The following is a 22,179-nucleotide window of genomic DNA, read 5'->3' as shown; positions in this document are numbered from 1 at the left end:
GTGGGTGCATGGTGCAGAGTCTGCGGTCGAGGCTGTGTCAAGTCCGATCCGCCGTTTCCCATTTCCCGCCACTGCCGTACCCTGGGTTCGGTCCGGTAGAGATCTGTCAGGGGATCAGATGGGAGATGGGGTCAGATTCTGCGCGCTGGTGCTGATAGGTCTGCTGGCCGGCGCCTGCAGCCCCGCAACTGACCAGAGCGAAGACGCTGCGCAGGGACAGTCTGCGCAGGATACGCTGGCCGATACGCCGGAATCTCAACCGCCGAACATCGTGATCCTGTTTGCAGACGACCTCGGCTATGGTGATCTGAGCAGCTACGGCCATCCCTCGATCCAGACACCGAACCTGGACGCCATGGCGGCACAGGGCCAGCGCTGGACCGACTTCTATGTGGCGGATCCGGTCTGCTCGCCCAGTCGCGGTGCGCTGCTGACCGGCCGCCTGCCGGTCCGCACCGGCCTCTATGGGCGTCGCATCAATGTCCTGTTTCCGAACGACACGGTGGGCATTCCCGATCGCGAAGTCACCCTGGCCGAGGCGCTGCGCGAGCGCGGTTACCGTACGGCCATTATCGGCAAGTGGCACCTGGGCGATGCACCGGATACCTATCCGACCCGGCACGGTTTCGACTACTGGTATGGTCTGCCCTATTCGAATGACATGGACTGGGCGGACGGAGTGACCTTCGCAGAGACGCTGCGTCTGAGTGTTGCGGCTGCCAGTGGTGACACGGCAGCGCGGGACGCGCTTGCCGACCGCCAGTCGCAGCGGATGGCCCGGTACTTCTCGCCCCCCGCCGACGGCTGGAACGTACCGCTGATCCGCAGCAGTGTCGGGGTGGCGGGATACGAGGACGAAATTCTCGAACGACCCGCCGACCAGCGCACACTGACGCGGCGTTACACCAGGGAGGCGCAGCGCTTCATCGGCGACGCCGACGAGCGTCCCTTTCTGCTCTATCTGCCCTACAGCATGCCGCACACGCCCCTGTTCCGCAGCGACTCCTTTGTGGGCGTCAGCCGTGGCGGCTACTACGGCGACGTCATCGAAGAACTCGACTGGAGTGCGGGTGAAATCCGGCGGACGCTGGAAGCCGAGGGACTGGCGGAGAACACCCTGGTGGTCTTTACCAGTGACAACGGACCCTGGCTGCTGATGCAGCATCATGGTGGCAGCGCCGGACATCTGTCCAACGGTAAAGGTACGACTTACGAAGGTGGCGTGCGGGTGCCGGCCGTTTTCTGGTGGCCCGGACGACTGCATCCGGGCGTCGTGCGCGATCCGGCTTCGACCCTGGATCTGTTTGCGACAGTCATGAGCCTGACCGGCCCCTCAGATACGCCAGGTGCCGCCGGTGCTGGCACTGCGACCGACAGTCTCGATTTCAGCGGTACCCTGCTGCGCGGAGCAAAGAGCCCGCGCAATGAGCTGCCCTATTACCGCTCCGGAGAGCTGCAGGCATACCGGAAAGGGCCCTGGAAGCTGCGCCTGGTAAGCGAAGGTGCATACTCGATGCCGCCGCAGCGGGTGGTTCACGATACACCGCAACTGTTCCACCTCGGCGAAGACCCCGGCGAACGCTTCGATGTGGCTGCCGCGAATCCCGATGTGGTCGCCGACCTGCTGCAGGCCATCGAGGTGCATCGGGCGGGAATCGTTGAGCAGGCGCCGCTGTTTGACCGGCGCCTGGCGGCGGCGCCGGCTGAAAGTGCCGGTGATTAAGAGTACCGGCGCAGGTGCAAAGTGATTGAGCCGCGGTCGAGCATGCGGGTAGGATTTCGAACAGACAGACAAATACAACGGGGAGAAGTGAACCTATGAATTACCAAGCACCCGCGACCATGAAGGAAGCGGTCGGGCTGATGGCGAAAGCGAGGGGCAAGGCATTTGTGCTCGCCGGTGGCACGGACCTCCTGGTGCGCATGAAGAACGGTCTGGTGGAGCCGGATCTGATCGTCGACATCAAGCGTATCGCCGCAACCCAGGCAATCACGAAGACCGCGACCGGTTTCAGAATAGGCGCCGCAGTGTCCGGCGCTGCAGTCGGCGAGCATGCCGCATTGAAGAAAGCCTGGCCGGGTGTGGTGGAGGCCGCCAACCTTATCGGTTCCGATCAGATCCAGGGCCGCTGCACCATGGTGGGCAATCTCTGCAATGCCTCACCCGCCGCGGACAGTGTGCCTGCGCTGGTGGCAGCCGGTGCGAAGGCCATCGTGGTGGGACCGAAAGGACGCCGCACCGTTGCTGTCGAGCAGATCGTGACAGGTCCCGGCAGGACGTCGCTGAAGAAAGGCGAGATTGTCGAGGCCCTGACCCTGCCGAAGCGTCCGGCAAAATCCTCCGACGCCTACCTGCGCTTCATCCCCCGCACCGAGATGGACATTGCCGTGGTCAGCGCCGGAATTTCTCTGACCCTGGGTCCACGCGGGGTGATCAGTAAGGCCCGGGTCGCACTGGGCGCAGTGGCACCCACTGTGGTTCTGGTACCCGCAGCAGCCAAGGCCATCGTCGGTACCCGCCTCGAACCGGAAGCCCTGGCGAAACTTGCAGCGGCCTGTGAGGCGGCCTGCAGTCCAATCGACGACAAGCGGGGCACCGTGGAATTCAGAACCGAAGTGGCCGGGGTGCTCGCGCGCCGCGCGGCCGAAATCGCCTATAAGCGCGCAGGGGGTAAGTGATGTCTGGAGTTCATGTCACAACGACGGTAAATGGCGATGCCGCCGAGTTCGTCTGTCAGCCGGGAGAAAGCCTTCTCGATGTGCTGCGCAATCGACTGGGTCTTACCGGTGCCAAGGAAGGCTGCGGCACCGGTGACTGTGGTGCCTGCAGTGTCACGGTAGACGGACGTCTGGTCTGTTCCTGTCTGGTGCTCGGCGCGGAAGTCGAAGGGCGCACGGTCACCACCGTGGAGGGACTCGCGGAAGGCAACAGTCTGCATCCGCTGCAGGCCAAGTTCATCGAACACGCCGCGCTGCAGTGCGGTATCTGCACCCCCGGCTTTCTGGTTGCAGCCAAGGCGCTGCTGGATCGCAATCCGGATCCCAGCGAAGAGGAAATCCGCTATGCGCTCGCGGGGAATCTGTGTCGCTGTACCGGCTACGACAAAATCGTCCGGGCGGTGGACGCGGCAGGCAAGGAACTGCGCAGGAAGCGGCGCTGAAAGGGCGCTGGCAGCCCCTGCAGGCACGGTCGCAACGACAGTACAAATTAAGCTAATCGTCAGCGCGAACACGCTGCGAGGAGAATCAAGTGGCACTCGATACAAGTTTCACCAACCAGGAATTCAAGATTGTCGGCACCCGTCCGCCGCGGCCGGACGGGGTCGACAAAGTCACCGGCCGGGCCCGCTATGGCGCGGACACTTTCGCCCCGGGCCAGCTGGTCGGCGCGATCCTGCGCTCACCGCATGCACACGCCACCATCGTGAAAATCGACACATCGAAGGCGGAGAAGCTCAAGGGTGTGAAAGCAGTCCTCACCAGCGCGGATCTGCCGGATCTGACCGGCGGCAACCGCGGCATGCTCGACATTCTCGAAAACTGCATGGCCCGCGGCCGGGCGCTCTATGACGGCCACGCAGTCGCTGCGGTAGCCGCCATCGATGCGGAAACTGCGCGCAAGGCGCTCAAGCTGATCAAGGTGGAATACAAAAAACTGCCTCATGTCACCGATGTGGATGAGGCGATGAAGCCGGGTGCACCCATCGTGCAGCCTCACATTCGAACAACGGGGGTAAACCCGCCGCCGAAGAAGGCCTCGAACGTGGCTCAGCGTTCGGAGTTCGGACATGGGGATGTGGAGGCCGGTTTTTCCCAGGCTGACGTGATCGTCGAGAGGAGCTACAAGACCGAACAGACCCATCAGGGCTACATCGAACCCCACGCCTGTCTCGCCAGTGTCGGCCCGGATGGGCAGGGTGAACTCTGGGTGACCACCCAGGGACATTTCGTGTTCCGCAATGTCTGTGCGTCGCTGCTCGGCATGGACGTGGCCAAGCTGAAGGTCACGTCATCGGAGATCGGTGGCGGTTTCGGCGGAAAGACTCATGTGTGGATGGAGCCGGTGGCCCTGGCCCTCTCCCACAAGGCGAATCGACCGGTGAAACTGGTGATGTCGAGGGAGGATGTGTTCCGCGGCAGTGGCCCCACCAGCTCGACTTCCGTGGATGTGAAAATCGGTGCGAAGAAAGACGGCACCATCACTGGCGCCTCGGCGACCCTGCGTTACCAGGACGGCGCTTTTCCCGGTATCTGGGGCATGCTCGGGGCGATGACGGCCTACGCCTGCTACGACCTGGCCAATGTCAAAACCGTGGCCTTCGATGTGCTCGTCAACCGTCCGAAAGTCACCGCCTATAGAGCCCCGTCGGCGCCCATGGCGGCCTTCGCAGTGGAGAGCGCGATCGATGAGCTGGCTGCCGCCATCGGCATGGATCCGGTGGATTTCCGGATCAAAAACGCCGCCAGGGAAGGGACACGGGCATCCTACGGCCCGACTTACGGACCCATCGGTATCGGTGCGACTCTGGAGGCGGTGAAGAAGCATCCGCACATGAAAGCGAAACTCGGTAAGAACCAGGGCCGTGGCATGGCCTGCGGTTTCTGGTTCAACTTCGGCGGTCAGACCTGTACCGATCTCAATATCGGCGTGGACGGCACCGTGTCGCTTGCGGTCGGCACCATCGATGTGGGCGGTGCGCGTGCGGCGCTGTCGCTGATTGCCGCGGAAGAGCTGGGCATTCCCTACGAGCGGGTGAAATGCAACGTCGCCGATACCGGCTCCCTGGGACACAACGACATGACCGAAGGCAGCCGGGGTACCTTCTCCTCCGGTATGGCCACTATCTTCGCCGCCCGGGACGCCATCCGGGTGCTGCGCGAGCGGGCTGCCCAGACCTGGGAGATCGATGTTGAAGAAGTGGAGTGGAAAGGCGGTAAGGCCGTTGCCCGGGGTGCCCAGCACGGCAATCTGGCACCACTTACACTCGAGGAACTCGCTGCCGCATCCCCCCGCACCGGCGGACCCATCGCCGGCCACAACGAAGTGGTGGCAGATGGCGCCGGGGTGTCCTTCGCCAGCCACATCTGTGATGTGGAAGTCGATCCGGAAACCGGCAAGACCCGGGTCATCCGCTACACGGTGGTGCAGGATGCGGGCAAGGCCATCCATCCGGACTATGTCGAAGGACAGTTTCAGGGCGGTGCCGCCCAGGGGATCGGCTGGGCGTTGAATGAAGAGTATGTGTACGGCAAAGACGGTCGCCTGCAGAATCCTGGATTCCTCGACTACCGGATCCCGGTCTGTTCGGACCTGCCCTTTATCGACACCCAGATTCTGGAGATTCCCAACCCCAAGCACCCCTATGGCATCCGCGGTGTCGGCGAAACCTCGATCGTGCCGCCGCTCGCCGCCATCGGCAACGCGGTGTCGAATGCGGTGGGTGTGCGCATGTACCACGTGCCCATGTCACCGCCGCGGGTTCTCAAGGCGATCAAGGCCCAGAGAACGAAGAAGTCGGGCTGAGTCCGATGCTTGAAGTGAATCTCACCGGTTCGCTTCGCGACGCCGCCGACGGGGCGGCGTCGATCCGGCTCGAAGCCACCACCATCCGGGAACTGCTGCGCAAGCTGGTGGAGCGGTATCCGCGCATGGCTGCGCGGGTGGAGGAGGGTGTGGCCGTGTCGATCAACGGTGACATTTTTCGCGATCATTGGGCGGAGCCGATCCCCGCTGATGCGGAGATTTTTCTGCTGCCGAGGATTCAGGGCGGATAGGGGCTGTTTTCGGGGGGGATTTCTCTCCGAAGGGTCGGTAATTTGATCTGCTTGAGAGGCTGGGGTGGAGCAGGGCTTGCAGCAGACCTACGCTCGGGCCCTCCGGGCTGCCCTCGATTGACGGAGTTGCCTCGCGTGAAGCACGCGAGTCAATCCGTCGCACTCGGCCTCGCTCCACGGCCCGCTGCAACCCCTGCTCCACCCCAGGTTCCCGATCGATCCGAGACCGGCGGTCGGAGGAGCCAGCGCAACAACACCATCCGCGATTCGTGCGTGGCGCAGGATTTACCACCACCGGCGTTCGCGGTTGCCAGCCAGGCACACTGACAGGAAGCTCGGAAAGACCGAACAGGCACGGGAGTGCCCGTCCTCGCCCACGCACTGATCAACCTCTCTCCGAACTCCTTTCAAAGGCTCAAAGGCAAACCCGCGCAGCGACTAATCGCCCGAGAACATCTCCTCGATCTCTTCCCGGTCCAGCCCGCCATCGAAATTGGTGTCCACGAACCACCACTTCCACCAGCCCAGCCGCTTGCGCATCCGCTCCGGCAGTTCACTCTTTGCGAGCTTGCCGTCCATGTCCTTGTCAAGGAAGCCGATGAACTGGGCACTGTTCGAAGACAGATTGCTGTGGGTGGGCTTTGCCGAGCTTTCGTTGTTCCAGCTGTAGCTCACAGAGCCGTACAGCATCTCATCCCATGACTGCAGTCCCCAGGGCACCTCCCGGGCAGGATCCGGGTTGCTGGGGTTTTTTGTCGAGTTGTCATACACCGTGCGGTGCACGATGCGGGTACCTTTCGGCACCACCTTGGGCTCCTCGAAACTGTAGGTGCGCTGCCAGTTGAAATCGTAGTTGGGCACCGACAGGATCAGCTCTTTGCTGCCGTCCGGATACTGCAGTTCGAAGGTCGAACTCCTGCCCCGATAATGGGCATGGGGCACCAGCGAGAAGATGGTGGCGTCGTCTCAGAATTCGAAGTAGGCCACCTCTTCATGGTCGGCAACCTGGGGCGGAATCTTCAGTGCTGGATTCAACACGACCTGCTGGCGCAGGAAATTGGCAGGTGGCTCATCGGCGAAATACAGCGCGACCCGGGTGCTGTCGGTGGTGGCAATGCCGGTCGGGGTGTAGTGCAGCTGAAACTGGTACACACCACCCACCGGCACGAAAACACCGGTGCCTTCCGGCATGTGTGCGGATTCGTTGCCTGGCGCGTAACCCATGATGTAGTTCTGGAAGACACTTTCCCGATCGCCTTTTTCCGGCGCTTTTTCGGCGGAACCCATCAGCACGTGATGCACGACTTTGGAGTTACCGGGGATGATAGTGGCGGCAACGACCCAGACATCATGGTCCAGCGGATTGGCCACGACCGGGAACTGATAGTCGACCACGCCGGAAGCCGGGATGTCGTAGCTGGGAATCTCCAGTACAAGATCGGGTTCGCCGAGCGGCCAGGTGGCCGGAATGGGTCGTTCTGCGAGAAGCGGGTCGTCCCCTTCTCCGCGCGGCGCACCGGCTTCGATCCAGCTGACCAGGGTGCGGGTGTCTTCGTCTGAGAGACGGGCGCTGTTCTGCCAGTAGCCAACCTCGGGATCCGCATGCCAGGGTGGCATGCGCTTGACCCGGATTACTTCCCGGATCATGGGTGCAAAGCCCTGGATCATCCGGTAGTCGGTCATGGCCCAGGGACCGATGCCGCCTTCGATGTGACAGGCCATGCAGTTCTTCTTCAGAATCGGCGCGATGTCGGCGGCGTAGTCAGGCACAGCGTTCAGCGGGGTGTATTCGATGCCGCATCCGGCGCCCGCAGCAGCAGGGATACCGCTGTTCGCGGTGCCCGCAGCCACCACGGCGCTGCCGGACGCCAGCTCGGACACTGCCTGACTCAGTCCAGCATCCCCCAGAGCGCCCTGATAGACGATCTGCCAGTTGCGCGGATCCACAACGACGGCTTCTCCTGCACGGTCAAAGTGCAGTGCCTGGCCGATGATCTGGGCGCTGTCGTGCAGCACCGGGACAGTCAGAGAGTGTTCGCTGGCGTAGGTGCGGATGTCAGCGCGTGAATCCAGTGAGTTGATCATGAACACCCGCACCGAAGGACCGGTCGCGGTGATCCGGGTGACCGCATCCGTGTCCAGGGCGCACCGGTTGCGCTGGGCGATCAGCACTACGGCTGCTGCATCCCGATGGTAGTAGAGCTCCTCAGCCCTGCCCTGGTTATCCAGCAGCACGAAGTTGTCCGCACGGCCGAGGCCGAGCGCGGTGGTGGTCCAGGCGAGGGTAATGGCAAGGACCAGCAGGGCCGGAGATTTTATATGGGTCATTAGTCGGTCTACGGTGGTGGTGTTCGTGGGTCGCGCACTCTACACGATCGTGCGTCGATCCGCTTCTGAGGCTATGTAAACACTTGAATCTGACTGGCAACTCCAGCACTTTGTCCATCGGATTCCTGTCAGTCGGAGACAGCAATGACAATTCCTCTGCCTTTGCGTTTCAAGGGGGTTCCGGGTTCACCCTATACCCGTAAGATGCTGGCGCTGCTGCGATATCGTCACCTGCCCTACGAACTGCTGCTGGGCGATCAGGCCTCAGCATTGGGTATGCCAGAGCCGAAGGTGAGCCTGTTGCCCACTTTCTACTTGCCTGGAGCTTCCGGCAGGCTGGAGGCGGTTGTGGATTCCACCCCGCTGATCCGCCGGTTCGAAGCCGAATTCAAGGCGCGGGCTGCGATCCCGGCCAATCCTGTGCTGAGTTTCCTCAACTATCTGCTCGAAGATTACGCAGACGAGTGGCTGACCAAGGCCATGTTTCACTACCGCTGGTATTACGCGGCCGACATCGAACGGGCCGGAACCATCCTGCCCCTGTGGACCGGCATCTCGGCTTCCCCGGAGCAGATGGCGGCACGCAAGCAGTTCGTCGCCGAGCGGCAGATCTCCCGGCTGTATGTGGTGGGATCCAACGACACCACAGCACCCGTGATCGAAGCCAGCTATCGTCGCTTTCTGGCGGCGTTCGACCGCCTGTTGCAGCGTCAGCCTTTCGTGCTGGGAAGCCGGCCGGCCTCGGCGGATTTTGCCCTCTACGCTCAGCTCACCCAGCTTGCCAAATTCGACCCCACTCCCATGGCCATCTGCCTCGAGGAAGCGCCACGGGTGTTCGCCTGGGTCGATCTGGTGGACGATCTTTCCGGCAATCCCGCCGCTGACACGGACTGGATGGATGCGGCGAGGGTGGGGGAGACACTGGGCGAACTGCTCACCGAGGTGGGCAGGGTCTATGTGCCCGCGCTGCTGGCCAACGCCGCTGCGCTCGAAAAAGGTGAACAGCAGATGTCCACCACCATAGATGGCAGAGCCTGGACCCAGCCGGCCTTCCCTTATCAGGCGAAATGTCTGCACTGGATCCGGCAGGAATTCGCGGCACTGCGCGCGGCGGACGCCGATGTGGTCCGGCAGCTGCTCGAAGGGACCGGCTGCGAGCCGCTGTTGAGTGCCGGGAACTAGATGAATCTCCAGACCCGGGTGCGCTCGACGGCAATGCGGATCATGACGAGCGACCTGCTGCGCAGCGTGCGACGCGGGCTGCCTGCGTTAGGACGTCGTCTCAGTGGCGCCCCACCCCGGGTACACTACTTCCACCAGGTGGACGATCCCTACAGTCACCTGGCCGTGCAGAAACTGGGGGAACTCGAATCCCGTTATCGACTGGCATTCAGTCGCCATCTGGTGCGGGGGCCGGCTGCCGCCTACCAGGGCAGCCCTGACAAATTCGACGCCTGGGCGGTGCGGGATGCCCGGAGTGTCGCCGGCTATTACGGCGTCAGCCTGCCGGAAGGCACCCTGCGGCCCGAGCAGGATTGCGTGTTTGCAGTCTGTGCTCAGCTTGCCGGACTGCTGGATTCGGAGCGCTTTGTGCACCGTGCCCAGGAACTCGGGGAAGCACTGTGGCGCGGCGAAGTGATCGGCACTTCCACTTCGTCCGGTGCTGCCGCAGCAGCCGGACGGACGGCCCGGCAGGTTCTCGATGAGGGCGACGCCCTGCTGAAGCGCCGCGGCCACTATCTCGGCGCCATGTTCTATTTCGAAGGGGAGTGGTACTGGGGCCTGGATCGCCTCTACCACCTGGAGCGGCGCCTGCGCGAATCCGGCTTCGACACCCGACCTGCGGCAGGTCCCTGTGTGCCGCGGCCGACGGGTATCAGTGCCAGTGGTGTAGAAGCCGCGGGAGTGTCGCTGGAATATTTCCCTTCCCTGCGCAGTCCCTACACGGCCATCAGCTACGCGCGCACCATGGACCTGGTGGATCGCAGCGGTGTCACCCTGCGCCTGCGCCCGGTGATGCCGATGATGATGCGGGGTGTGCCGGCACCCCGGGCGAAACAGTTCTACATCATCATGGATACGAAACGGGAAGCGGAAGCGGCCGGAGTACCTTTCGGCAAAGTGGTCGATCCTTTCGGTGATCCGGTACGTCGTGCGTTTTCTCTCTATCCGACCCTGGAACGACTGGGTAAAGGACGCGAGTATCTGGGCAGCTATCTGTCAGCGGCGTTTGCCGAGGGTATCGATATCACCCTGGACGCCGGGCTCGCCCAGGTGGTGGAGCGGATCGGTGTACCCTGGTCGAACTGTGCGGCCGCACTGGGTTCCGCTGAATACATTGCCGTGGTCGAGGAAAATCTGCAGGCACTGAGCAGCGCCGGTCTCTGGGGGGTGCCCAGCTTCCGGGTGTCCGGCGGCGCGCGGGATGGTACCTTTCAGTGCTGGGGGCAGGATCGCCTGTGGCGGGTGGAGACGGAAATCGCACTGCGGTCAGGTCGCACCGAGACACCGGAAACGGCCAGTAATGAAACACCGAATGCCCACTGAAAACCGGAACTGCAAATATCAACACAAGGACCGATGATGATTGGATCAATGAACAGGCTGAATTCCGTCTCGCGCACCATCCTGCTGATGCTGCTTGCGAGCGTCACTGCGATGGTGAGTGCGACTGCCATGGCGGATGCTCATGAAAAGGAATGCAACGCTGCCGAAGTCGGCTACGTGGCGACTTTCAATGTAAAGCCGGGCAGCGAGGCGGCCTTTGAAGCGGCACTGTCGAATCTCGCCCGGACCGTGCGAAAAATGGAGCCGGGAGCGGTGCTCTATGCTCCCTTCAGAGGTGCCGAAGGCCGTTACTACATGATGGAGCGCTATGTGGATGAGGCGGCGCGCAAGGTGCACGGTACTTCCACGGAGGTGCAGGCGCTGTTCCCGGCACTCGGCCCCCACCTCGCCGGTGCGCCCGACGTGCAGCCTGTGAGCGCCATCTGTCCCTAGCCCGGATTGCACCGGCCAGCCTCTGATTCAGGTTCTCAGCGAGCTCGGATAAATCAGAGGCTTCCCGGCTTTTTGCGCGCGTTCACGTCTTCCAGTGCAGTCAGTCGTGCCGCTTCGAATTCATCACCGGGCAGCCACCGGGGCAGCTCCGGGTCGTTGCCAGGGAGCAGACCGAGGACGTTGGCACTTCCGGGTGCGGGAGAGTTCGTTGTCGAAGGCCAGGCTGGAAGTGATGCCCAGGGGCACAGGCTCGAACTCCCGATCCCTTGCAGACTCGACCAGCTCCGAGAGCCGTCTGCCGGAAAGTGCAACCAGTTCTTCGGCGGCGTTTTCCGTAAGCCAGCCTTTGATCGCGATGCGTGGCTCAATTCCGGCGGGCAGCTCGAACTGCGCACCGGACCAGGAAGTCTGTACCACCTGCCAGGGATACGCAGCGGAAGCCGTGGCGTGAATGATGATGGCACCCGCCGCGCCCTGCCGCGCAGCACTTTCGTATTTGTACACCCAGCGCCCGCAGTAGAGACGGGTATTACCCTCGAAAAGATCAGGATCCCAGTCGGGATCGTTGTTGAGCATCAGCAGAATCTTTCCCTGCAGATCCTGATGCTTGAAATCGTTCCAGCCGTATTCGGGTGCTTTGCTGCCGTAGCCCACGAAGACGATTTCGGCATCTTCCACACTGACCCGATCTTCCTGTAGACCGCTGCCGGCGATGTAGCCATCCCACCACGGGAACGACAGCGATTTGCCCTGAAAGTCGAATTGCCAGTGAGCCGGCATACGGGCGTGGATGCCGACCAGATCGAAGGGTTGCTGCCAGCTTCCCTGTGCGGCTCCCGGTTGATAGTCGAGGCGCTGCAGCATCAGTAGTGGCCGAATCAACGGCGTTGGATTGCGCCTGAGGGGATGGAGGTTCGGAGGATCCGCATCCCGTCAGCGACGCGAAAAGTGCGAGCAGCAGGAACGCAAACAAACTTTTTTCCCGTTCATCGGATACCCCCCCCAGCGCTCGAATTTCTTGATTACCGGGAGACTTTACCATCTGGAAATCCTCAGCCGTCTGCTTCACCCTGTTGTCTCGCCCTGTGACCGTCTGGAGAAAGCTGGTGATAGACCGTCTGCCGCGCGCTGTACTGGCGCTTACCCTCGTTTTTGCGGCTGTGCTCAGCCAGGCTCAGACCGGCGGTTTCGATCCGGCGCGATTGACCCGGTTGATCGAGACCGGTATGGCGCAATGGCATGTACCGGGTCTGGCGGTGATGGTGATCGAGGGTGGGGAACTGGTGTACCAGCGCGGTTTCGGCACCACGGCCATTGCCGATGGCAAGCCGGTGGACGTACACACGCTGTTCGCCAACGCTTCCACCACCAAGGCCATGGTCGTGGCCGGCATCCTCATGCTCGCGGACGAAGGCCGGCTGAGCCTCGACGATCCTGCCTCCCGACATCTGCCGGAACTGCACTTCCATCCGCTGATCGAGAACTCGCAGATCACCATTCGCGATCTGCTGGCGCATCGGACCGGGCTGCCTTCCACGGATTTCTGGACTTTTTCCCTGCAGATGCCGCTCGCTGAACAGATTCGACGCCTGCCGCTCGTGGTGCCGGAGGCGGCGCCGCGTACCCGACTCATCTATCAGAACACCATGTATGAACTCGCGGGCCTGATCATTGAGCGCGTGTCCGGAAAACCCTGGGAACGTTTCCTGCGCGAGCGCCTGTGGCGTCCGCTGGGGATGCGGGAAACCTATGGTGCCCGGGCGGATATTCCAGGCCGCAAAGTGCATGTGGTTCCCCATGATTATCTGCGCGGTGAACTGCGGGAACTGCCCTACGATCTGCCGGCACAGATGGCGGACGCGGCAGGTTCGGTGTGGTCTTCGATACACGATATGACGCTCTGGGCGGGGTTTCTGCTGCACGGCGGTGTTAACGACAAGGGCCAGCGACTGATCAGTGAGCAGGGCATGCATGAGATGTTTGAACCGCACCAGCTTGCGACACCGGGCGACTTCTATCCGACCGTTGAACTGACCAGACCGCACTGGCGTACTTACGGGCTCGGATGGTTTCAGCAGGACTTTCAGGGCCGCAGGATCGAGTTCCACACCGGCAGTCTGGATGGGCTGATTGCGATCATGGGTCTGGACCGCGCGGCGGATCGGGCAGTAGTGGTTATGGGTAATCGGGACCACGCTGAGCTGCGTCATGCGATTCTGTGGGAAGTGATGGATGAGTCTGCCCCTGCACAGAGGCGCGACTGGGGCAGCGAGGTCTTCGATCTGTATCAGCGGATCGACGAAGTCGCGGAGGCAAACTGGCAGACCCATGAAGACGCACGTCTGGCAGACACCCGGCCCAGTCTGCCGCTGACCGCCTATGCCGGCAGCTACTCCAACCCGGTCCTTGGCACGTTGCGTGTTGTGTTAACAGAAGTTACAGCAGAAAACCGTGGGGATACCCCTCAGATGCCCCAACTGATTCTGCAGGTAGGTGACCGGAACTATCCGCTTGCGCACTGGCATCTGGATACCTTCCAGGTGACTTACGAGTTCTGGCGGCACGGGGATTTCGCGGGGTTTATGATCGATACGAATGCGGAAGTTTCTGCAGTCGAAGTCTTCGGTGAACGCTTCGCTCGAGAGCGGCCCTAGTCAGCTGTGCATAGACGATGTACGTACGCTAGCGCGCTTCCAGCAGCAACTCCATGATGCCGTCCTTCAGCAGCGTGCCCCGGGATATACCGAAGCTGGTCAGGGACTCGGCGAGTACCGTGCGTGGATGCAGATAGCGCGGCTGCAGTCCGCCCTCCCGGGGCCGGAGTACCAGTTCACTGCGGGTGCGCACACCATAGGAGAGGGCAGGCAACCCGCCCGGATTCGCCGAAACCGAAACGCTGGCTTTGAACGCGCCGAATCCGTGGCCAATGGTGTCGCGATGCAGATAAGGTCGAATTGCGCGGCTGAAAGCGGTGATGGCAATTTCCGGGAGACAATTCAGGAAATCCCACAGCAGGCAGATGTCGAACTGAGTACCAGGCGGGAAACTGCACAACTCGGCGAAGATCGCGTCGTAGTAAGCGTCCGGTTCTTCTTCCGGTGCATTGGCGAGTTCCACGGCATCGTAGAAAGCGGCGAAGTGCAGTCGTGTGGGATAGTCTGCGAAGAATCTGATCGTCTCGGAAACTCCCGCGTTCACATCCAGAATGGTGAACGGCGGCTGGCCTTCGAGCCGCTCGAAGACCGTGGGCAGCAGCAGCGACTGACGCACGTCTGCGGAGCCGGGGAGCGCTGCACGTGCAGCGACACCCCCCGCCTTCGGGACGGAACGTCCGCCTGTCGCCTTCATCCCCCCGGACAGACTCAAACCTTGCGGGTGGCGTCTGCCGTCTTATTCTCCACAGGGGTGGGCTTGCTGGGGGCGGAGGTGGCCCGGTTGGCACCGCTGCCGATCTCGTTGCTGCCGGGATCCATATCGATGCTGCCCTTGAACTTGGCACCGTCTTCGAGGGTCACCCGGGGGCCGACGATATTGCCACGCACCTTGCCGGTCTTGGAGATCACAACCTTCTCGATACCGATGATGTCGCCTTTCACTTCGCCGTCGATGCGCACCACACTGGCGGTGATGTTGGCGTTTACCACGCCGGATTGGCCGACGGTGAGGTCATTGTTCTTCAGTGAGATGGTGCCGTCGACCTTGCCTTCGATGATCAGGCTTTCTTCGCCGGTGATATCGCCCTTGATGCTGATGGTCTTGCCGATCATTGCGACTCCTCTGGTAGTGGGTTCCGGTACCCGGCGCTCGACGGCTGGATTGCCTTGAGCAAAAGGTTCCTGAGCTGGTGGATCGTTATCTTTGCGCTTATCGAACATGGACATGATTCATTCTTCCCGAACTGCGAATGACGTTCGGGATGTTATCGGCTTTACCGGGTTAAGGACACTGCTGCCCGTCAGGGAACACCAGGCGGGTGAGGCCGATTCGCGCAAAGTCGGTGCAAATCCCGTGCAATTGTGTGAAGCGGCCGTATCAGCGGGGTCTCCCGGATTCCGAAGCTGCCGTGTTAGCCTCCGGCAGCCCCTTAAGAAAGAGCACAGGACATGGTAAGCCTCCGGTGAGCGATAACCGGCTGCAGCGCAAAATCGGGCTCGGTGGTGCGGTGTTCACCCTGATCGGTTACATCGTCGGGGCCTCAATTTTCATCCTGCCCGGACAACTCGCCGGACTCGCGGGTCCGGCGGTAGTCCTCGCTTACCTGTTGGCCTCGATTCCTGCGCTGGTCAGCTGTCTGATTGCCGCCCAGGTGGGCGCCATGCTGCCGGTGAGTGCGGCCGACTACGTGTTCTCCAGCGTGGTCCTGCATCCCTTTCTCGGCTTCCTGAAGGTCTGGACCAGCACCATCGCCCTGCTGGTCGGGGTACCGCTGCTCGCCTACGGCTTTGCCGACTACTTTGCCTTCTTCCTGCCCGAGGTGGATCGGATTGTGGTGGCGGTGACCGTGGTCGTGGCTCTGATGGTGATCAACCTGCTGGGCCTGCGCACGAGTGTGCGCACGCAGATGTTCATGGTCGCAGTATTCGTCACCGCGCTGCTGACCTTCGGGATCGGTGGGCTCTTCTATGTGGACTGGTCTCTGCTCACGCCCGTGGTGCCGAACGGCATCGACAGTGTGCTCAGCGCCGCGGTGCCGGCTTTCTACTCCTATTCCGGCTTCGCGGTTATCGTGGTGATCGGCGAAGAGATCCGCAATCCCGGTCGGACGGTGCCCCTGACTCTGGTCATTACCTTCGTCATTGTTGCGACCATTTACACGCTGGTGACGATCGTGCTGCCCGGTCTGGTGCCCTGGGAACAACTCGGCACCATGGTCGCGCCGATGAGTGCTGCTTCCCGGCTTTTTCTGCCGGAGTGGTTTGCCACCTTCATCACCCTGAGCGCACTCCTGGCAGCGGCAACCTCAATCAATGCGCTGATACTCACAACCTCCCGCAGTTTCTTCGCGCTGGCGCGCAACCGTATCTACCCGGCGGCACTCACCCATCTGAGTCGCAGCACCCGGGAGCCGAATCGCGCCATCGTGCTGGTAGTGGCCGTCACGCTGATCGGTATCGCACTGCAGGGGGAAATCATCCAGTATGCGTCTGTTTCCACCATCGGCGCGATGTTCTATGGCATCGTCTGGTCGATTGCACTGATCCGCATGCCGGTGAAGCTGCCCGATCACTATCGTGATGCGGCCTTCAGACTCAGCCTGCCGGTGATCTGGATCGTGGCGGGCATTCAGATCAGTGTGTCTGCACTGTTTCTGTATATCGGTGTGCGCAACAATCCGGAGCCGTCGTTCGTCTATCTGATCCTGGTGCTGATTGGCGCCACCTACTACTTCGCACGTCAACAGCATCTGGCGCGCCGGGGTGTTTCTCTGCATGATCTGCTGCGTCACGAATCCCGACAGACCGCAACCTGACACAGTCCACCAGTCGAGGTCACACAATGGCGAATCCCGACAATCAGCGCATTGCCTATTACAACGGTGCTTATCTCCCGGAAGGGGAGATCCGCATTCCCTTCCGGGATCGTGGCTTTCTGCATGGAGACGGCGTGTTCGATATGACCCGTACCTTCGGTGGTGAGATATTCCGCATCGAAGAACACGTGGATCGGCTCTATCGCTCCCTGCGCTCGCTGCAGATCGAAGTGCCGCTGCAGCGGGATGAAATGGTGGTGATCAGCCGCGAAGTTCTGCGCCGGAATGCACGCTTTCTCGATGCGAGTACCGACTACTGGGTGGCCCAGCGGGTTTCCCGCGGACTGGCGGCGGTGGGCGATGAAGGCTGGGAGCAGGATGGCGCGACCGTCATCGTGGAATGCATACCGCTGCCGCTCGCAAAGCGCGCTACCTGCTACCGGGATGGAATAGACCTGGTGGTCTCACCGGTTCGGCGTACGGCCCCCGACGCTCTCACTCCCCGGGCCAAGACCTTCAACTATCTCAATCTCATCACCGCCAATATGGCGGCGCCTGCGGCTGGCCCGAATACCATGACCGTGGTGCTGGATCACAACGGCAATCTGGCGGAAGGTCTGGGGGCAAACCTTTTTCTGGTGCAGGACGGGGTCTGCCGCACGCCGAAAGAGCAGTATGTGCTGCCTGGCGTCTCCCGGGCCTGTGTCATGGAACTTGCCCGGGACCTCGGGCTGGGCGTGGAAGAGGCCGACCTGGATTTTCACGACGCCTACAATGCGGATGAGATATTTCTGACCTCGACCAGCCTGTGCATCGTCCCGGTGCGCTCATTCTGTGGTGCAACAGTGGGTACCGGCGTGCTGCCCGGCCCGGTCACCGCCCGCATCACCCGTGCATATTCGGATCTGGTGGGCTTTGACTTCGTTGCCCAGTATCTCAGCCACCTGAGCTGAGCGGCACGGATGGACTCAAGCACTTTCTCCCTCAGAGTTCGTGTGGCCCGTGGCTGACTCTGCCGGCGATTCGCTGATCGTCGTGGGCGCGGGTATCGTCGGTGCCTCCACCGCCCTGGCGCTGCAGCGCGACGGACACCGGGTGCTGCTGATCGACCGTGAAGGACCGGCAGCAGGTGCGTCTTTCGGCAATGCAGGCGGGGTGGTGGATGGCTCTGCGGCCCCCACCGCGATGCCGGACATCGTCTTCGATGTGCTACGGATGGTAGGGCGCCCACTGTCACCGCTGACGATCCGACCCTCTTATCTGGCCACCGCGCTGCCCTGGCTGCTGCGTTTCATCCGGGAGAGCAGGCGCGCCCGGGTGCTGCAGAATGCGCTTGATCTCCATGCGTTGAGCCGCTTTGCCGCCTTCGGCTGGCGTTCGCTCACCGACAACACCCCGCAGAGCAGGCTGCTGCGGGATGTGGGCTGGCTGAAAGTCTATGAGACAGAGACAGCATTCAGGCGTACGGCCCACACCCGCTATCTGATGGATAAAGTGGGTGCGGACTACGAAGTGCTGAATCCCGACCAGATCCGGGATCTCGAGCCCGGTCTCGCACCGCTGTTTGCCCGCGCCATCTTCCAGCGTGGCAGCCTCCATGTGCGCAACCCCGGGCAGATGGTCAGGGGTATGGTGGAGCGCTTTGTCAGCAATGGCGGTCGGTTCGAGCGCTTTGATCTGCAGCGGATCGACTGCCAGTGCGGCGCCATTCGACTGCACGGACCCGCTGGGGTACTGCAGGGTGGCAAAGTGGTCATCGCCGCCGGTGCCTGGTCCGGGCAGCTGGCCAGGCAGGTTGGTGACCGGGTGCCGCTGGAATCGGAACGGGGCTATCACCTGATGTTGACCGGGCAGGCCTCGGATCGGCTGAGTCGTCCGGTCATGAACGGGGAACGTTCTTTCGTGCTTTCACCCATGGACATGGGGCTGCGGCTCACCAGTCAGGTTGAATTTGCCGGCCTGGATGCAGAGCCCGATTACCGGCGGGTGCGCAGTCTGGTCGATCAGGCCCGGCGCATGCTGCCCGGCCTGCCGGTGGCCGAGCACTCGGTGTGGATGGGACGTAGACCGTCGCTGCCCGATTCGCTGCCGGTGCTCGGATATTCCCGGTGCACGGACAGAGTCGTGTATGCGTTTGGTCACCAGCACCTGGGCATGACCCTGGGTCCGATCTCGGGTCTGGTGATCGCCGACCTGCTCGCGGGTCGGAAACCCGGCGTGGATCTGCACCCCTATCGGGTGACTCGCTTCTGACACACCGCAGCAGCGCGCCCCGGATCGCCGGAATTCCCGGATCAGCGGCTGCCTGCGGGCCCGGCGGGGATCGGTTAGAGTCGATCACCGGTCAGGGAGAAATCACATGCCGAAATACCAGATCGAAGTAAATGGAGAATCCCGAACGCTCGATGTCGAGGCGGACATGCCTCTGCTGTGGGCATTGCGTGACATCCTCGGACTGGTGGGCACCAAATTCGGCTGCGGTATCGCCCGGTGTGGTGCCTGCACGGTCCATGTCGACGGCCAGCCCGTGCGAGCCTGTGTGACAAGGGTGGCCGATACCGCCGGTCGGTCTGTCCGCACCATCGAGGGCCTGGCCAGTGGCGACCAGCTCCATCCGCTGCAGCGTACGTGGATTGAGCTGGATGTGGCTCAGTGCGGTTACTGCCAGGCTGGTCAGATCATGACGGCTGCCGCGCTGCTGGCCCGGAAGCCGGAACCCACAGACGAGGACATCAACGCAGCCATGGCAGGCAACTACTGCCGCTGCGGCACCTACAATCGAATCCGCTCCGCCATTCACAGCGCAGCCGCATTGCAGAACGCGCAGCTGGTGGACGCCACCCGGGAGATCAAAGCATGAACCATCGAATGCTTTTCGAGGCGGTACGGGATGCGGTGCAAAGAACCGGCGAGGGCAGGGCACGGCTGAGTCGCCGGAGGTTCCTCAAGCTCGCCGGAACGGGTGGCAGCGCCCTGGTTCTGGCTGCCGTCGTTCCGGTGGGCCGTCACAGCGGGCTGCAGGCGCAGGCGATTCAGGATGAGCGCGTGGATCTCGTTGCCTCTGCTGAACTGAACGCCTTCATCTCGGTATCGTCCGACGGCAAAATCACCATCTACTCAGCGAACGCGGAAATGGGGCAGGGCATAAAAACCGCGCTGCCGATGGTGATTGCCGAGGAGATGGGTGCGGCCTGGGAAGATGTCGAGGTGCTGCAGGCGCCTGTGGATGAAGAAACCTACGGGCGTCAGTTTGCGGGTGGCTCCACCACAGTGGCACGCACCTGGGACCAGATGCGCGAGCTCGGTGCCTCGGCGCGGGAGATGTTCATCAGTGCCGGTTCGCTGGTGATGGAAGTCCCCAGAGAAGAGCTGCACACGGAGCAGAGCAGGGTCATTCACGACACCGGCCGCTTCATGACCTTCGGTCAGCTTGCCACGCTGGCAGCAAAACAGGATGTGCCGGATCCCGAGGTGCTCATCTTCAAGGAACGTCAGGACTACACGCTCATCGGGACGTCGGTATCCGGTGTGGACAATCTGGTGATCACGACCGGACTGGCGCTGTTTGGTATCGATGTCCGTGTACCGGACATGCTCTATGCCGCTTACCAGAAGTGTCCCGCCATAGGCGGCAGGGTGCTGAGCGCCAACCTCGAAGTGATCAGGTCAATGCCCGGCGTGGTGGATGCCTTTCTGGTACGTGGAAACGGTGACGTGCGGGAACTCCTGGACGGGGTTGCCATCGTGGGGACCAATACCTGGGCGGTTTTCAACGCGAAGCAGAGGCTCGAGGTACGGTGGGATGAATCGTCCGCATCAAAAGACAGCTGGACGGGAATGGTGAAGAAGGCGGAAGAGCTGCGGGGTACGCGCGGACCGGACATCGTGCTCGATAAAGGCGATGTACAGGCAGTCTACGACAGTGCCGCCAACACAACCCTCGAAGCATTCTACGAGTATCCCTTTGTCGCCCACCTCTGCATGGAGCCGATGAACTGCAGCGCCCACTGGAAGCCGGGCAGTGGTGATGAAAAGGATCGTGTGGAACTGTGGATTCCAACCCAGGGCCCCGGCCGCGCCTATCCGGTCATGAAGTCCATGTTCGGGCTCGAGCAGGATCAGGTCACTGTGCACCAGATGCGCCTCGGCGGCAGCTTCGGACGTCGTGTTTATACCGAGTATGTCTGCGAGGCGACTGAGATTTCCCGGCGCATGAAGGCGCCGGTAAAACTCACCTGGAACCGTGAAGATGACATCCGCCATGACTTCTACCGCGTGGGCGGGTTCCAGTCGGTAAAGGGCTCCGTAGATGGCGAGGGCAGGCTGATCGCGTTCGAAGACCACTACATCGGCATGCAGACCGACGGGGAAGCTGTCTCCGGCTCACGATTTCCGCCCACGGAATTTCCATTGCTCAATGTCAGAAATGCCTTCGCCTCGAAGACCCTGTTCGATATCCGCACCCCCTGTGGTCCCTGGCGGGCACCCGGATCCAATACCACCGCTTTTGTGATTCAGAGCTTTCTCGATGAGCTGGCTCATGCCGGCGGGCGGGATTACCGGGACTTTCTGCTGGAAATCCTCGGTGAGCGGCGCTGGTTCGATGAGGGTAACATCCGCTCCCTGAACACCGGCAGGGCGGCAGACGTGGTTCGACTTGTTACTGAAAAGGCTGGCTGGGGCAGATCCATGCCGGCAGGCAGAGGTCTGGGACTGGCCTTCTACTTCAGTCATGCGGCTCATGTCGCCGAAGTCGCGGAAGTGAGTGTCAGCGCGGATAAGCGGTTGACAGTGCACAGGGTGACGGTCGCCGTGGACGTGGGGCCGATCATTAACATGAGTGGTGCAACCTCCCAGGTGGAAGGTGCCGTGATCGATGGTCTGTCCACCATGCTCGCTCAGAAAATCACCATGGAAGGCGGACGCACCCAGCAGTCCAATTTCCATGACTATCAGGTTCTGCGCATTCCTGAAGCACCGCCCGTGGACATCCACTTCATCCAGAGCGACAACCCACCGACCGGCCTCGGGGAGCCTGCTCTGCCACCCCTGGCTCCGGCGGTTGGCAACGCCATTTTTGCCGCATCGGGTGAGAGGGTTCGGAAGATGCCGCTCTCCGATGCGGGCTACAGGGTCTAGCAGCATGTCCCATCCGATAACTCTGAGTTTCAACCATGTCTGACACCCCCGCCTCGACCATCTCTCCCGCAAACTTCTTCGATCGCTTCGATGACGTTCCCTTTCACCAGTATCTGGGTCTGACACTGGTGGAATGGGGCTCTGACCGTGCTCGGCTGCGCCTCACACTCGGCGACCAGACGCCCACCGGCATCGGCGGCAGTGTGAATGGCGGGGTGATCGCCACGATCATTGATATGGCGGCCATTCCCGCAGTCTTCTCAGGATTGCGGGAAGGCAGCCAGCCGGCAGGTACCGCCGATCTGCAGGTGACCTATCTGCGCCAGGCCCATGGCGCATGGATAGACGCCGAGGCGCAGGTGATCAAACGCGGCAGGCAGTTGTGTGTGGTCGAGGTGAGTGTGAAAAACGACAGTGGCGAACTCTGCGCACGTGGACGGGTGCTCTATGCGCTGCGTGCCGTGTAG

At 62.0% G+C, this 22,179-nt stretch carries 20 protein-coding genes; 15 read left to right on the top strand and 5 right to left on the bottom strand.

Features of this window, described 5'->3' with window-relative positions:
• The first annotated feature begins 118 nt into the window (after positions 1-118).
• The 5 genes from R3E82_10910 (at position 119) to R3E82_10890 (ending at position 5,775) form a co-directional block, all read left to right on the top strand.
• Positions 119-1,723, top strand: a complete 1,605-nt coding sequence (locus tag R3E82_10910; protein MEZ5551390.1) for a sulfatase — start codon at positions 119-121, stop codon at positions 1,721-1,723.
• A gap of 95 nt (positions 1,724-1,818) precedes the next feature.
• Positions 1,819-2,679 (top strand): xanthine dehydrogenase family protein subunit M, encoded by an 861-nt coding sequence (locus R3E82_10905; protein ID MEZ5551389.1) that lies wholly within the window; start codon positions 1,819-1,821, stop codon positions 2,677-2,679.
• Complete coding sequence (locus tag R3E82_10900; GenBank protein ID MEZ5551388.1) at positions 2,679-3,161, top strand: (2Fe-2S)-binding protein; 483 nt, start codon at positions 2,679-2,681, stop codon at positions 3,159-3,161. The genes R3E82_10905 and R3E82_10900 overlap by 1 nt, the downstream gene beginning before the upstream one ends.
• Positions 3,162-3,250: 89 nt before the next feature.
• Positions 3,251-5,524: a xanthine dehydrogenase family protein molybdopterin-binding subunit gene (locus R3E82_10895; GenBank protein MEZ5551387.1), complete on the top strand. Its 2,274-nt coding sequence runs from the start codon at positions 3,251-3,253 to the stop codon at positions 5,522-5,524.
• 5 nt (positions 5,525-5,529) lie between these two features.
• Entirely contained in the window at positions 5,530-5,775 is a 246-nt protein-coding gene (locus R3E82_10890; protein MEZ5551386.1) for a MoaD/ThiS family protein, read from the top strand.
• 438 nt (positions 5,776-6,213) lie between these two features.
• On the opposite strand, the gene R3E82_10885 is transcribed toward R3E82_10890, so the two are convergent.
• Both R3E82_10885 and R3E82_10880 read right to left on the bottom strand, forming a co-directional pair.
• The gene (locus tag R3E82_10885; GenBank protein ID MEZ5551385.1) at positions 6,214-6,717 is read right to left on the bottom strand and encodes a hypothetical protein; all 504 of its coding nucleotides are present in this window, start codon (positions 6,715-6,717) and stop codon (positions 6,214-6,216) included.
• A 24-nt stretch (positions 6,718-6,741) separates the two neighbouring features.
• On the bottom strand, positions 6,742-8,103 hold the full coding sequence (locus R3E82_10880) for a hypothetical protein (GenBank protein ID MEZ5551384.1): 1,362 nt from the start codon (positions 8,101-8,103) through the stop codon (positions 6,742-6,744).
• Between the two features lie 144 nt (positions 8,104-8,247).
• Here R3E82_10880 and R3E82_10875 point away from each other — a divergent pair, with 144 nt between their 5' ends.
• The 3 genes from R3E82_10875 to R3E82_10865 are packed head-to-tail and all read left to right on the top strand — an operon-like array spanning position 8,248 to position 11,103.
• A complete protein-coding gene (locus R3E82_10875; protein ID MEZ5551383.1) occupies positions 8,248-9,285 on the top strand; it encodes a glutathione S-transferase C-terminal domain-containing protein in 1,038 nt (345 codons plus the stop codon).
• A complete protein-coding gene (locus tag R3E82_10870) occupies positions 9,286-10,650 on the top strand; it encodes a DsbA family protein (GenBank protein MEZ5551382.1) in 1,365 nt (454 codons plus the stop codon).
• 48 nt (positions 10,651-10,698) lie between these two features.
• The gene (locus tag R3E82_10865; GenBank protein ID MEZ5551381.1) at positions 10,699-11,103 is read left to right on the top strand and encodes a putative quinol monooxygenase; all 405 of its coding nucleotides are present in this window, start codon (positions 10,699-10,701) and stop codon (positions 11,101-11,103) included.
• Between the two features lie 123 nt (positions 11,104-11,226).
• On the opposite strand, the gene R3E82_10860 is transcribed toward R3E82_10865, so the two are convergent.
• A complete protein-coding gene (locus R3E82_10860; protein MEZ5551380.1) occupies positions 11,227-11,985 on the bottom strand; it encodes a PA domain-containing protein in 759 nt (252 codons plus the stop codon).
• Positions 11,986-12,209: 224 nt separating this feature from the next.
• Between R3E82_10860 and R3E82_10855 the strand changes: the two genes are divergently transcribed.
• Complete coding sequence (locus tag R3E82_10855; GenBank protein ID MEZ5551379.1) at positions 12,210-13,757, top strand: serine hydrolase; 1,548 nt, start codon at positions 12,210-12,212, stop codon at positions 13,755-13,757.
• A 28-nt stretch (positions 13,758-13,785) separates the two neighbouring features.
• On the opposite strand, the gene R3E82_10850 is transcribed toward R3E82_10855, so the two are convergent.
• A complete protein-coding gene (locus R3E82_10850; protein MEZ5551378.1) occupies positions 13,786-14,451 on the bottom strand; it encodes a hypothetical protein in 666 nt (221 codons plus the stop codon).
• A 14-nt stretch (positions 14,452-14,465) separates the two neighbouring features.
• Positions 14,466-14,984 (bottom strand): polymer-forming cytoskeletal protein, encoded by a 519-nt coding sequence (locus R3E82_10845; GenBank protein MEZ5551377.1) that lies wholly within the window; start codon positions 14,982-14,984, stop codon positions 14,466-14,468.
• 236 nt (positions 14,985-15,220) lie between these two features.
• On the opposite strand from R3E82_10845, the gene R3E82_10840 reads away from it, so the two are divergent.
• The 6 genes from R3E82_10840 (at position 15,221) to R3E82_10815 (ending at position 22,179) form a co-directional block, all read left to right on the top strand.
• Entirely contained in the window at positions 15,221-16,573 is a 1,353-nt protein-coding gene (locus R3E82_10840; protein MEZ5551376.1) for an APC family permease, read from the top strand.
• A gap of 26 nt (positions 16,574-16,599) precedes the next feature.
• A complete protein-coding gene (locus tag R3E82_10835; protein ID MEZ5551375.1) occupies positions 16,600-17,526 on the top strand; it encodes an aminotransferase class IV in 927 nt (308 codons plus the stop codon).
• A gap of 49 nt (positions 17,527-17,575) precedes the next feature.
• A complete protein-coding gene (locus tag R3E82_10830) occupies positions 17,576-18,826 on the top strand; it encodes an FAD-binding oxidoreductase (GenBank protein ID MEZ5551374.1) in 1,251 nt (416 codons plus the stop codon).
• Between the two features lie 106 nt (positions 18,827-18,932).
• A complete protein-coding gene (locus tag R3E82_10825; GenBank protein MEZ5551373.1) occupies positions 18,933-19,433 on the top strand; it encodes a (2Fe-2S)-binding protein in 501 nt (166 codons plus the stop codon).
• Positions 19,430-21,712, top strand: a complete 2,283-nt coding sequence (locus tag R3E82_10820; protein ID MEZ5551372.1) for a molybdopterin cofactor-binding domain-containing protein — start codon at positions 19,430-19,432, stop codon at positions 21,710-21,712. Before R3E82_10825 ends, R3E82_10820 begins: the two co-directional genes overlap by 4 nt.
• A gap of 35 nt (positions 21,713-21,747) precedes the next feature.
• Positions 21,748-22,179, top strand: coding sequence for a PaaI family thioesterase (locus R3E82_10815; protein ID MEZ5551371.1), 432 nt, complete (start codon positions 21,748-21,750; stop codon positions 22,177-22,179).

The organism is Pseudomonadales bacterium (genome assembly GCA_041395945.1).
GTDB lineage: Bacteria > Pseudomonadota > Gammaproteobacteria > Pseudomonadales > Azotimanducaceae > SZUA-309.
The sequence above is the reverse complement of the archived record's forward strand: the minus strand, read 5'-3'. Positions and strand labels throughout refer to the sequence as shown.